11 protein-coding genes, 1 tRNA gene and 1 riboswitch are annotated in these 12,064 nt (G+C 38.0%); of the genes, 8 read left to right on the top strand and 4 right to left on the bottom strand.

Annotation, left to right across the window (positions count from 1 at the left end; all coding sequences use genetic code 11):
• Positions 1 to 232: 232 nt before the first annotated feature.
• The 3 genes from lipA to LIZ98_RS14825 form a co-directional block, all read right to left on the bottom strand.
• Positions 233 to 1,168 carry a lipoyl synthase gene (gene lipA, locus LIZ98_RS14835; protein WP_227140089.1) on the bottom strand — a complete coding sequence of 312 codons (936 nt, stop codon included), beginning with the start codon at positions 1,166 to 1,168 and terminating at the stop codon, positions 233 to 235.
• Positions 1,152 to 1,946 (bottom strand): lipoate--protein ligase family protein, encoded by a 795-nt coding sequence (locus LIZ98_RS14830; RefSeq protein WP_375293589.1) that lies wholly within the window; start codon positions 1,944 to 1,946, stop codon positions 1,152 to 1,154. The genes lipA and LIZ98_RS14830 overlap by 17 nt, the downstream gene beginning before the upstream one ends.
• Positions 1,947 to 2,221: 275 nt before the next feature.
• Positions 2,222 to 3,394 carry a pyridoxal phosphate-dependent aminotransferase gene (locus tag LIZ98_RS14825; protein WP_227140090.1) on the bottom strand — a complete coding sequence of 391 codons (1,173 nt, stop codon included), beginning with the start codon at positions 3,392 to 3,394 and terminating at the stop codon, positions 2,222 to 2,224.
• Between the two features lie 183 nt (positions 3,395 to 3,577).
• On the opposite strand from LIZ98_RS14825, the gene LIZ98_RS14820 reads away from it, so the two are divergent.
• The 4 genes from LIZ98_RS14820 to LIZ98_RS14805 all read left to right on the top strand — a co-directional run bounded on the left by LIZ98_RS14820 (position 3,578) and on the right by LIZ98_RS14805 (position 7,308).
• Positions 3,578 to 4,354 carry a carbon-nitrogen family hydrolase gene (locus LIZ98_RS14820; RefSeq protein WP_227140091.1) on the top strand — a complete coding sequence of 259 codons (777 nt, stop codon included), beginning with the start codon at positions 3,578 to 3,580 and terminating at the stop codon, positions 4,352 to 4,354.
• A gap of 129 nt (positions 4,355 to 4,483) precedes the next feature.
• A riboswitch (SAM riboswitch) is annotated at positions 4,484 to 4,591 on the top strand.
• Positions 4,592 to 4,726: 135 nt separating this feature from the next.
• The gene (locus LIZ98_RS14815) at positions 4,727 to 5,740 is read left to right on the top strand and encodes a methionine ABC transporter ATP-binding protein (RefSeq protein ID WP_227140092.1); all 1,014 of its coding nucleotides are present in this window, start codon (positions 4,727 to 4,729) and stop codon (positions 5,738 to 5,740) included.
• A complete protein-coding gene (locus LIZ98_RS14810; protein WP_227140093.1) occupies positions 5,730 to 6,404 on the top strand; it encodes a methionine ABC transporter permease in 675 nt (224 codons plus the stop codon). Before LIZ98_RS14815 ends, LIZ98_RS14810 begins: the two co-directional genes overlap by 11 nt.
• Before the next feature lie 64 nt (positions 6,405 to 6,468).
• Positions 6,469 to 7,308, top strand: coding sequence for a MetQ/NlpA family ABC transporter substrate-binding protein (locus LIZ98_RS14805; RefSeq protein WP_227140094.1), 840 nt, complete (start codon positions 6,469 to 6,471; stop codon positions 7,306 to 7,308).
• A 333-nt stretch (positions 7,309 to 7,641) separates the two neighbouring features.
• Here LIZ98_RS14805 and nhaC read toward each other — a convergent pair whose 3' ends face one another.
• Positions 7,642 to 9,093, bottom strand: a complete 1,452-nt coding sequence (nhaC, locus tag LIZ98_RS14800) for a Na+/H+ antiporter NhaC (RefSeq protein ID WP_227140095.1) — start codon at positions 9,091 to 9,093, stop codon at positions 7,642 to 7,644.
• A 214-nt stretch (positions 9,094 to 9,307) separates the two neighbouring features.
• Between nhaC and LIZ98_RS14795 the strand changes: the two genes are divergently transcribed.
• The 4 genes from LIZ98_RS14795 to LIZ98_RS14780 all read left to right on the top strand — a co-directional run bounded on the left by LIZ98_RS14795 (position 9,308) and on the right by LIZ98_RS14780 (position 10,962).
• A tRNA-Pro gene (locus LIZ98_RS14795) sits at positions 9,308 to 9,381 on the top strand.
• A gap of 121 nt (positions 9,382 to 9,502) precedes the next feature.
• Positions 9,503 to 10,420 carry a tyrosine-type recombinase/integrase gene (locus LIZ98_RS14790; protein ID WP_227140098.1) on the top strand — a complete coding sequence of 306 codons (918 nt, stop codon included), beginning with the start codon at positions 9,503 to 9,505 and terminating at the stop codon, positions 10,418 to 10,420.
• Positions 10,421 to 10,441: 21 nt separating this feature from the next.
• Positions 10,442 to 10,717: a hypothetical protein gene (locus tag LIZ98_RS14785; RefSeq protein WP_227140096.1), complete on the top strand. Its 276-nt coding sequence runs from the start codon at positions 10,442 to 10,444 to the stop codon at positions 10,715 to 10,717.
• Positions 10,718 to 10,734: 17 nt separating this feature from the next.
• Positions 10,735 to 10,962, top strand: coding sequence for a hypothetical protein (locus tag LIZ98_RS14780; RefSeq protein ID WP_227140097.1), 228 nt, complete (start codon positions 10,735 to 10,737; stop codon positions 10,960 to 10,962).
• The last annotated feature ends 1,102 nt before the right edge of the window (positions 10,963 to 12,064 follow it).

The raw sequence follows: 12,064 nt of genomic DNA, 5'->3' as shown, positions 1-12,064 counted from the left end.
AGGGGTGTCGTCGCCAAAAAAAGAAGTTTCCGGCGCAAAAACGACGACGAGAAAGAGTCTCGTCGCCAAAAAGTGGAGTTTCTCACTTCAAAATGACGATGAGAAGGGGTCTCGTCGCCAAAAAATAGCATTTCCCGCCTCAAAATGACGACGAGAACGGCCCCCTTCCCCAAAAGCAATAAATTTCCTCCTAACCCAAAGACAGTTTTTTCACTGGTCTCGGTTTCCTCCATCAACTTGTCTGTATTTCTTCTTTCTGATCGAGCCCCTTTAAATATTCCAGTTTCTGTTGGGTTTGCGGTTTGCCGACTTGTTCATCAGCATGATAAGAGGTGCGGACAAATGGGCCGGATTCACAATGTTTGAATCCTTTCGCCAATGCAATTTCTTTCAATTCGGCAAATTCATCCGGATGATAGTAACGCTCAACTCTTAAATGCTTTTTCGTGGGTTGCATATATTGCCCGATTGTCATAATATCCACATGATGAGCTAGCAAATCGTCCATTGTTTCAAGAATCTCATCTTTTGTCTCCCCTAGTCCGACCATAATACTTGATTTTGTCGGAGTTTCAGGACTGATTTCTTTTACCCGTTTCAATAATTCAAGGGAGCGGTCATATTTGGCGATGGCACGAACTCTCGGGGTCAAGCGGCGAACAGTTTCCACATTATGGTCAAAAATATCCGGCTTACTGTCCATCAATGTTCGTAAGCTTTCATAATCGCCTTTCATATCAGATGGCAAAATTTCAATCGTTGTACCCGGACTTTTCCGGCGAATGGCGCGAACCGTTTCCGCAAACACAGCTGCACCGCCGTCATTTAAATCATCGCGGGCTACCGATGTGACAACGACATGCTTTAATCCCATGACGCTCACCGAATCAGCTACTCGCTCAGGTTCCGCCAAATCCAGTTCTGTCGGTCGGCCGGTAGCGACTGCACAAAAACGACAGCCGCGCGTACAAACATTTCCTAAAATCATGAATGTAGCTGTGCCTCGTTCACTCCAGCATTCATAAATATTCGGGCATCTGGCTTCTTCACAAACCGTATTTAATCGATTGCCTTTAACCAAATTTTTAATATTACCGTAAGATTGCGTCGTATTCAATTTGATTTTCAGCCATTCCGGTTTCCGTATGTATTCAGTTTCCTGTGCCAATGGTTTCACGCTCCTTGGTGGTATAATAATTCCACAAATCTGTCGCATATTTGCTCTGAGCTAACTTCTGAATTTCCTCCCACTGGTCATCCGTTAATGTCAACGGAGAAAGGTGAATTCCGAGCCCGGTCTCAAAACCTTTTTTGAAAGCTGCCACCATCGTCTCATATGTCAAAGTTTTATTTATTACATCTTTGATAGAGGTAGCCTTAGCAGCAAACTTTTCCTTCCGTCTTTTCCGCATCTCATCCGAGGAAAAAGCAAACAAATCAAAAAGCATATCAGTATCAAGACTCATTGGTAAAGACCCATGCTGCATAAGAACACCGCTCTTCCTCGTTTGTGCATTTCCGCAAATTTTCTTTCCATCGACAATCATTTCATAAAAAGATGGTTTTTCAAAACAGATGGCCGAACGTTCTTGGTCAATTTCTCGTTCGGGAATCGCAAATTCTGCCGGAACTCCTAAATTCCTATATCCTTCCAAAATGCCTTGGGATAAAACATAATACGCCTTCGTGACCGATTTCGGGATACCCGGATCACGTTCAGAAATCACAAGACTATACGTTAATTCATCATCGTGGAGAACTGCACTTCCACCGGTTAAACGTCGGACAAATTCACAATCATATTTTTTTACTGCATCAAAATTTATAGTTTTTGCCCTTTGAAAATAACCAATGGATAAAGTCGGTTTATTCCACCCGTAAAATCTGAGTGTCGGTGGAATGTTCCCTTGACTGTGCCAATTCAACAAACATTCGTCAAACGCCATATTGACAGCCGCACTTAGATGACCGGTGTCAATAAAGGCCCACTCGGTTTGCAATAAAGATTCCTCCAATCGGGAATGTCACAAATATCCATTTAATCCCAAATTTTAGTATTCCCTATTATTTTAGTATAATTTATTTAAAATGTATATAATTAATCACCAATTATGAATCGTTTATGGTATCTTTGAATTTTAGAACGACAATCAAGTGTTTTTCCAATTAGCACTTGCAATAGGTAAGTAGGTTTCATTGGATTGTATTATGTTTTCGCCGATCATTTATTTTTAAAAACGCCAAGATTCCCAATCCGCTGTACAGCTTCAACTAATCGGGCTTCATCCATTAATAAACCGACCCGGATGAACCCCTCTCCGTACTTGCCAAAACCATTACCGGGTGCAACCGCCACATCAGCTGCATCCAACAAATAATCAGCAAACGATTGACTGGTAAACCCATCCGGTACCGGAAGCCATGCGAAAAATGATCCTTTTGGGGCAGTAACATCCCAGCCGATTTGTTTGCATGCATCAACAAAAGCATTGCGCCTAGATTCATAGCGAGCAACTAACTCTTTTACACATGTTTGATCCCCGCTTAATGCGGCAATGGCTGCTTTTTGCACTGCGGGAAAAAGGCTGACATAAAGATGATCCTGAATCAAGTTTATTGCTTCGATAATGGTCGGGTTACCAACTGCGAATCCGACGCGCCAGCCGGCCATATTATAAGTTTTGGACAAAGTATACATTTCCACACCAATATCCTTTGCGCCATCCGCTTGCAAGAAACTAACCGGTTTTTTTCCGTCGAACCCAATGGCACCATAAGCGAAATCATGCATGACCGTTATCTCATGTTTTTTTGCCAATTTCACAGTTTGATTGAAAAAGTCAAGATTCGCAACAGCTCCGGTCGGATTGTTCGGGTAATTTAAGTAGAGCAGTTTTGCCGCATCCAATACATCACTGGAAATGGCATTATAATCCGGTAAAAAGTGATTTTCATCCTTCAATGGAAACAGCTCATATTCTACGCCTGCCAACACAACTCCCGATAAATAATCCGGATAGCCCGGGTCCGGTAAAAGCATGAGGTCGCCCGGGTTAAGTAAGCACATGGGAAGCTCGACCAAACCCGCTTTTGCGCCAAAAAGAATGGCCACTTCACGCACCGGATCCACATCTACATCATATTCTTTTTTGTAAAAATCACACACCGCTTCCTTTAATTCGAGAAGTCCGCGGAATGGTGAATATTTGTGCGTATTTGGATCTTCAACCGCTTTTTGTAATGCTTGAACGATATGTTTCGGTGTCGGTTGATCCGGATTCCCTTGGCCGAGGTTAATGACATCACGACCATCCTCAATGGCTTTATTCACCTTTCCGACCAAGTTTGCAAAGAATTGGGTCGGTAAACTCTTTAGCTTTTCTGAGTAGTCCATTTTATCTCACCTTTTGTATGGAAAATTGGTTTACATAATAAAGTTTATTTTAAAAAAACGAACAAAATTGGTGTTATACATGAAAATCGTTAGCATTATCCATCCAAAGAATAATTGAATATGTTTGCAATTTTAACACTAATTTTATAATCTAAAAATATATATGTCTAGTGGGTGATGATAATGAAAATGGCAATTGTACAGATGGATATTGCTTTTGGTGAACCGGAAAAAAATTTTTTGCAAGTAGAAAGTTTTATTTTACAAGCGGCTGAGCAAGATGCCGATGTGATTGTTTTCCCGGAAATGTGGAATACGGGATATGCGTTGAAAGACCTCGAAACGTTGGCAGATAAAAACGGAGAGCAGACAAAAAATATGCTTAGCCGACTTGCAAAACAACACGCTATACATGTTGTCGGCGGTTCTGTTGCAACAAAAAAAGCTCAAGGGTTCTTCAACACGATGTATGTGGCAAACAGGAATGGGGACATTGTCGCAGAATATGATAAAGCCCATTTATTTCCGTTAATGGATGAACCTGTTTATATGCAGCCCGGGCAAGCGAAAAATATTTTCAAACTGGATCGTGTAGAATGTGGCGGTGTTATTTGTTTTGATTTACGTTTCCCGGAATGGATTCGGGCACATGTGCTTGATGGAGCGAAAATAATGTTTATCCCGGCTGAGTGGCCGAAACAACGGGTGGATCATTGGGAAATCTTGTTGCAGGCCCGTGCAATTGAAAATCAATGTTTCGTTGTAGCAGTCAATCGGGTAGGAAATGACCCGGATAATGAATACAATGGGCATTCGATGATTATTTCACCGTGGGGAGAAGTGTATTTAAGCGGTGAAGAAGGAGAAGGCATCTTTTATGCAGATATCCCGCTAGACGAGGTTGATCGTGTTCGAAACACCATTCCGATTTTTCATGCACGCCGGCCGGAATTATATTAAAAAAATACTGTTGTCATGGTTCCGGTCTTAAAATTAATCTTTTGGAAAATTAATTTTGATTATAATATTGACAGACTTATTAACAATCATTAAAATAAAATTTATAAAAATTATATACGGAAAACATTTATCTTATCACGAGTGACTGAGGGACAGGCCTTATGAAGTCACAGCAACCCCCTGAAAAGGGAAGGTGCTAACTCCTGCAGATTGGTTCGCCCATCTGAGAGATAAGAGTTTGAGATCAATAGATGTCAATGCTCCTTTCAGATGAGAGGGGCATTTTTTGTTGGTGGCATTTTGTTCGTAATGGTGAACATATTGCCGAGATTCATATAGTAGGATTTTCATGGACATGAGAGAGGGGTAACCATGATTGAAATAAAGAATTTAACAAAAACATATTTTTCAAAAGATCGTGAAGTAAAAGCAGTCGATAATGTTTCTATCACTATTCACGATGGAGAAATATTTGGTATCGTCGGCTATTCGGGAGCGGGAAAAAGTTCATTATTGCGTTGTATCAATTTACTGGAACGACCGACTTCCGGAAAAATTACGGTTGATGGGGTAGATTTAACCAAGCTGGATAACAAAAGGTTACGTCAAGCACGTTTAAAAATTGGAATGATTTTCCAACACTTTAACTTGGTGAGTCAAAAAACAGTGGCAGAAAATATTGCTTTTGCATTAAAAGCATCGAAAACACCGAAAAACAGAATTGAGAAACGGGTGGATGAGCTGCTCGACATGGTTGGTCTAGCGGACAAAAAAGATGTCTATCCAGGGCAACTTAGCGGCGGGCAAAAACAGCGGGTCGGAATTGCCAGAGCATTAGCGAACAATCCAAAAGTCCTGCTATGTGATGAAGCAACATCGGCATTGGATCCAACGACGACAAAATCAATTTTAAATTTGCTTAAAAAAATTAATAAAGAGTTGAATATTACGATTGTTATCATTACTCATGAAATGGATGTCGTCAAAGAAATCTGTCACCGCATGGCAATTATGGAGAATGGGAGAATCGTGGAACAGGGGAATGTGTATGATATTTTTGCTTCCCCGAAAGAACAGCTGACGAAGGAATTTATTCAAAGTGTCGTATCCTTTGATTTACCGAAAGCAACTTTACGATTGGTGAAAGGAACCTTAGTGAAGTTGCTGTTTAGGGGTGAGGTTGCCGGTGAAGGGGTGGTATCGGAAACATTAAAGAAGTTTCAAATTAACGGAAATTTTCTACATGGTTCCATTGAATACATCCAGGAACGGCCACTGGGAATTTTTATTATGGAACTTACCGGCGATCAAGAAGAAATAAATAAAGCGATTCACTATATTGAACATCGAAATGCGGAAGTAGAGGTGCTGAACAATGGAATTTGATGTTGCCCATTTAGTTGAAATGCTGCCGGAAATACAGACTTCATTTTTACAAACATTGTACATGGTGGGAATTTCCTTACTAGTCTCCTTGTTGATTGGACTGCCATTAGGGTTCTTGCTTTTTGTAACAGACAAAGGTTTATTTTGGCAAAACCGGGTAATTAACTCAGTAATCGGATTTATTGTGAACGTCATCCGTTCGATCCCATTTATTATATTACTTGTTGCCTTAATCCCGTTAACCATCTTCCTTGTAGGGACAACGATTGGACCTACAGCAGCAAGTGTCTCTTTGTCGGTTGCGGCCATTCCGTTTTTTGCCCGGCTTGTGGAAAGTGCGTTGCGGGAAATTGATTACGGGGTGATTGAAGCAGCCATTGCAGCCGGTGGAACCCCTTGGATGATTATTAAGGATGTTCTTTTACCGGAAGCAAAATCCGGAATCGTTTCCAGTGTAACAATTACAATTATTAGTCTGGTCGGAACTTCGGCTATGGCCGGTACAGTTGGAGGCGGCGGAATCGGTGACTTGGCAATCCGCTTTGGTTATTACCGTTACGACGACACCATCATGTTCACAACCGTTATTATCCTCATTATACTTGTCCAAATCATTCAAGTGATCGGGGATTTGTTGGCAAGAGCTGTTAATAAAAACAAATAAGACTAAGGTAACATGCTGCTTAATAATCTTGCAGTTATATAAAAAATATGATGGAGGAAATAAAATGAAAAAAATAAAATGGTTTCTGATTGCTTTATCTACAATTTTCTTACTTGCTGCTTGCGGAAACAGTGGGAGCAAAGAATCATCAGGAAGTAAGGAACATGCAGAAAAGAAAGAAATAAAAATCGGTGCAACAGCCGGTCCATATGCAGACATGGTGAAAAAAGCAATTAAACCCGAATTGGAAGAAAAAGGATATAAGGTGGAATTTGTTGAATTCAGTGATTACATTCAACCAAATATCGCCTTGAATCAAGGAAGTATTGATGCTAATCTATTCCAACACACGATCTATCTGGAAAACTTTGAAAAGGAAAACAATATGGACTTATCTGCCTTAATCACAGTTCCAACAGCACCGATGGGCGTTTATTCAAACGTATTCCGTTCTATTGATGAAGTAAAAAACAAAGCGACTGTTGCGATTCCGAATGATCCGACAAATGCGGCCAGAGCATTTAATACACTCCGGGATGCGGGCTTACTAGAAATTAGTAAAGATGCGGATCCATTAACTGTCTCTGAAAAGGACGTTACCAGCAATCCAAAAAATCTGGTATTCCAACCGCTTGAAGCAGGACAACTTCCTCGTGCTGTTGAAAGTGCAGATTTATCAACAGTTCCAGGGAATTTTGCGATTGCAGCAGGGATGAATTTATTAGACGCACTTACATTAGAAAATATGGATGATAAATATCGAAATGTCGTTGCAGTCAAAGCTGAAAATGAAAATAGTCAATTCGCCAAAGATATCATTGAAGTTGTTCAATCGGATGATTTTGAAAAAGTTATCGATTCAGAGTTTAAAGGCTTTGGAAAACCGACTTGGATGGAAAAATAAACCGTTATCGAATGAAAGGGGGTGAATTAAGCTGCCCCTTTTCCATGAACACTTATAAAAACCGGGACAATGATGTTAAAGGTTGATAAAAAGAACCAGACTGAGAATCTGAAAAACCATCCAAAAGGTTGATAAAAAGAACCATTCCAAGGTCGATTAGCTACCATATGTTGTTTTGTGTGAGGGAATGGCTAAACGTCCCCTTTCTTTATGAATTATGCAGATTACGCCTACAGTTGTTCAAGCAAAAACCTGGTTGCTAATGTAACACAGTTGACCTTAACAAAATCTTCCGCCATCTGACACTACAGTTGTTCCAGTAAAACCTGATTACTAATGCAACTCCTTGCTTCTGGTTATGCTTTGGTCGCTTGTTAACACGGTATTTTGCACGGAATGAGGGTCAACATACTCCACTTTATAGCCAATTATGGCAAAAATAATGCCAATAATTGGTACTGTGTAGTTCAGCACCGCATATGGAATATAATCAAACGGGTTAACCATTAACGTTGATGCAATAAACACGCCGCAGGTATTCCAAGGAACAAGCGGGGATGTTAGAGTCCCTGCATCTTCCAAAGCTCTTGACAAATTTTTCGATTTTAAATGATATTTTTTAAAAGCGGCAGGAAACATCCTTCCCGGTAATAGGATAGAGATATATTGTTCGGCACAAACCACATTGGTGAAAAAAGATGAGAATTCTGTTATAGGAATTAAACTTTTAGCCGATTTAGCAACCTTCATGATTTTATTTAAAATAACATCCAGCATACCTGTAGATTCCATGATTCCTGCGAATGACATTGCCACAATCGTTAATGACACGGTGTACATCATGTCTTCAATTCCGCCGCGATTGAACAATTCATCCACCAACTTATTTCCGGTTTCAATGCTATAGCCGTCTGTCAGGGCTATTATTGCATTGGAAACCTGATCTCCTTGAACAAAAACTTGGCAAAACCAACCTAAAAAGGCACCCGTTAATAAGGCTGGCAACGCAGGAACCTTTTTTGCCACCATGAGAATAATAATAACGGGTACAAGCAAAAGCCAAGGTGAAATGACGAAAGCTTGATCCATTACTGTTAAAATTTCATCAATATTGGTTCCGTTCATGTCATGTTGACCAATATTTCTTCCTAATATGTAGTAAACAATAAGGGCAATAATTAATCCGGGGATGGTTGTGTATATCATATGTTTTATATGTTCAAATAAATCCGTTTCCGTAATCCCGGACGCTAGATTTGTCGTATCCGATAATGGTGACATTTTATCGCCAAAATAAGCACCGGAAATGATTGCACCGGCTACCATAGGGGCAGATATTCCCATGCTGAGACCGATGCCCATGCCGGCAACACCGATCGTTCCCATTGTTGACCAAGAGCTGCCGATGGACAAAGAGACGATACAACATAGAATACAAATACTTACTAGAAATAAGGAAGGGGAAACTAATTTGAGCCCATAATAAATCATGGTGGCAATAATTCCGCCGCCAATCCATGAACTTATGATTAAGCCAACTGTCATGATAATTAAAATGGCCGGTAGTGCAAGACGGATTGCATCATAAATCCCTTTTTCAATCGTCATCCAATCGTAACCATATTTCCAAGCAATAAGCCCTCCGACAACAGCCCCGATAATTAGCGGTACATGAACACCACCTTCAAAAACAATAACCACCAAAGCCATTGAGGATATCATAAAAAGTAATGGTAGTATGGCAGCAAAAAAAGGAATCGCCTTCAATTGTTTACTATCTTTCATATGCTTTCCTCCCGTCTCAAAATATAACAACTTTCATCCATTCAAAAGTGGGCTTTCTCGTTGGGAAAAACTGTAATCCCCTTTCATTATACTAAGGATTTTGAAATAAAAATCAACTAAGACGCACAAAAATTTGTGAAATTGGGAAATCAAAATTCGACTGTACAAGTAAAAAAAGTTATGCTATAATCATTTTCGTAATTAAACAAGCCAACGGGAAGTAGCTCAGCTTGGTAGAGCACTACGTTCGGGACGTAGGGGTCGCAGGTTCAAATCCTGTCTTCCCGATAAATGAAAAAAGTATCAAGGATTGACAGTACATTTTACAATTTAATAAAATAGGTGGTCGTACCAAGACTCCTATTTAAAAGTTTAAGCCACTTCACATTAGATTGTGAGGTGGTTTTTTATTTTACTTAAATTTGCCATTCAGGATTTTTTGGATGATAGAAAATTCAAGAATGTATCTAAAACGACAATGGATGATTACAAAATGCAGCTAGGACAATTTTTAAAATTTTGTAACGATAACAAAATTGTCAATGTGGAAGATATTACACAAAGCACCATTAAAAATTTCATTATCTTTTATCAAAAAAAAGGTAATAATGCAACAACGACAAATACAAAACTTCAACGTGTTTCAGCATTTTTAAACTACATGGTCGAATGTGAAGTTATTCAAAAAAATCCTGCAAAGAAAGTACCTAGAGCAAAAACAGACGTAAAAATTGATGTATTTACCGATTATCACATTAAACAAATGTTGACTTATTACAGACGTATCAAGCAACGTGAAAAAGCGTTTTATGCTTATCGTGATTATCAAATTATAGTAACACTTTTAGGGACAGGGCTAAGGCTTACGGAGTTGTGCAATTTAAAATGGACTGACATTGACTTTAAAAATAATACTCTTTCCGTGTTTGGAAAAAATAGGAAAAGAGAAACAATTCCAATTACTAAAAAATTAGTAAGTGAGTTTGCAACGTACAAAGTGTACTGTGAACAGCACTTTGGAGTTGATAATTTAAGCGAATATATTTTTACGAATCGTTACAATAAGCAATTATCATCAAATGCAGTCAAATGTATTTTTAAACGGTTAGCAACAATTATGAATTTTCGTGATGTACGTCTTTCAGCTCATACTTTTAGACATACATTTTGTCAAAAATGCATCCAATCGGGCATGAGTACATTTGCAGTACAACGGATGATGAGACATAGTTCAATAGCAGTTACTGAACGATATGCTGCAATGTGGGGAAATGACTTAAAAGAACAAAATGACAAATACAATCCATTAAATAACTTGGATATTTAATCAAAAAGGAGGTAATCAAACATGCTACTAAACAATTCAATGAAACAATCAATATATGAAATTGACGCATTTTTAGAAAATTACACGTTGGGGACACTTATTATTGACGATAAAAAAGCATATTTAGAGTTGGACATTGGGGAATTAATTGAACTAGATGACACGTTTAAAATCCAAGTTATTAATAACCGAGAATATATTCCGGTCACATATAATCAAGCAATTAACACAATTGATAAATATATGAACGCACCATTGTTTGCAGGATTTCTGGCAAGAGTAAAACAAAAACGATAAAAAAGGAGAATTTATTCATGAAAAATAATCAAAATTATGAAGTGTTTGCTACCGTTACTATTCCTGTTTCCGTTGCAATTCACGCAAAAGATGAAAATGAAGCACTGGAAAAAGGACAAATTATGTTGTCACAGGATGATTTTATTGACAGTAAATTATCACTTATTGACTCAAGACGTAATATATTGTCACTTAAAACGCACGATTTAATTATAAACGTTAATCAAGCAATTAAAAATTATTAATTAAAAAGAGTTGGGCTAAGTATCGACACTTAGCCCAAGAAGATTATTTAATAAACGGAAAAAACTAAATAGAGAAACTTTCTTCCCTACTTCCCTTTTATTATAATTTTTTAAAAATTATATGTCAAGGGTTTAGTTAAAGTTTGCCTTTTTTAGAAAGTTTCCGTCATGGTTGCCCAATAACATGACGTTAATCTAAACTGGTCAGGTTATGACTTAGCCAACGCAAAAATTAAGTCTAGGCGACAATAAACAGTTCCCTATTTCTGTTTGTCGCTGAATGGTGAAAGCCACCAATAAACGCTGTTCGAAGGAAGGGCATTGTGCTACGGCACAGTAGGACATTTCACAAGTAATCACAATAATTTAAAAAGGTATGTTATTTGGGTGATATAAGAATATATATATTAATTATTATTATATATATATATATATATTATTATTAGATAACCCAAATTCCATACCTTTTTAAACTTTTAATTGATGAAACCGCCAAGGGATGCTTGAGGCGTGTAGGAATGTTTTGGAAAAATCCAAGCAACAAATAGGGTCAGTCATACAATACGGATACCTTAATGCGATACACCGATTGATATTAAAATGAGTTGTCTATCTTAGTTTTGATTGATTATTTTTTTTATCAGTCAAAACTAGGAAGACAACTGTCTCCAAGCCGTTGTCCTTTTGCTCTGCCCGATTAAAATTGTTAAATTAGCAAATGTCAAGTAAAAAGTAATAAAAATACAAAAAAATAAAATGAAAAAGAAATAGAAGGTTAGAAATCCTTGAAAACATTGATACACAAGGGTTTTTATAAAACTTTGAAATTACTAAAACGCTAAAACCCTTGGGGGAGTAAGGATATAAAAGTTTTTAGAAAATTATCTATAAAGGAAGATAAGGAACGTGTAACATTTTTTAAAATGTCCAAGCCCTTTGTCGCCCTAAGTGTTTATCACATTCGTGAGTTTTTGTTACTAATAGTAAGAAATACCACCATTAGGTAAATCGTCAAATGATTGATACTATTGAGTTTTTTAAATGCCAAGTCTATTTTTATTATATGGAATAAGAGGAGTAAAAACTACCTGTTTAGAGTTTA

The organism is Caldibacillus sp. 210928-DFI.2.18 (assembly GCF_020554505.1).
In the GTDB taxonomy this organism is placed as follows: Bacteria; Bacillota; Bacilli; order Bacillales; family Caldibacillaceae; genus Caldifermentibacillus; species Caldifermentibacillus hisashii.
The sequence above is the reverse complement of the archived record's forward strand: the minus strand, read 5'-3'. Positions and strand labels throughout refer to the sequence as shown.

Excerpts from the sequence above, each read along its gene's own strand:
- LIZ98_RS14785 (WP_227140096.1), top strand. The coding sequence starts at position 10,442 with ATGCTACTAAACAATTCAATGAAACAATCAATATATGAAATTGACGCA.
- LIZ98_RS14825 (WP_227140090.1), bottom strand. The coding sequence starts at position 3,394 with ATGGACTACTCAGAAAAGCTAAAGAGTTTACCGACCCAATTCTTTGCA.
- LIZ98_RS14780 (WP_227140097.1), top strand. The coding sequence starts at position 10,735 with ATGAAAAATAATCAAAATTATGAAGTGTTTGCTACCGTTACTATTCCT.
- LIZ98_RS14810 (WP_227140093.1), top strand. The coding sequence starts at position 5,730 with ATGGAATTTGATGTTGCCCATTTAGTTGAAATGCTGCCGGAAATACAG.
- LIZ98_RS14805 (WP_227140094.1), top strand. The coding sequence starts at position 6,469 with ATGAAAAAAATAAAATGGTTTCTGATTGCTTTATCTACAATTTTCTTA.
- nhaC (WP_227140095.1), bottom strand. The coding sequence starts at position 9,093 with ATGAAAGATAGTAAACAATTGAAGGCGATTCCTTTTTTTGCTGCCATA.
- LIZ98_RS14815 (WP_227140092.1), top strand. The coding sequence starts at position 4,727 with ATGATTGAAATAAAGAATTTAACAAAAACATATTTTTCAAAAGATCGT.
- LIZ98_RS14820 (WP_227140091.1), top strand. The coding sequence starts at position 3,578 with ATGAAAATGGCAATTGTACAGATGGATATTGCTTTTGGTGAACCGGAA.
- LIZ98_RS14830 (WP_375293589.1), bottom strand. The coding sequence starts at position 1,946 with ATGGCGTTTGACGAATGTTTGTTGAATTGGCACAGTCAAGGGAACATT.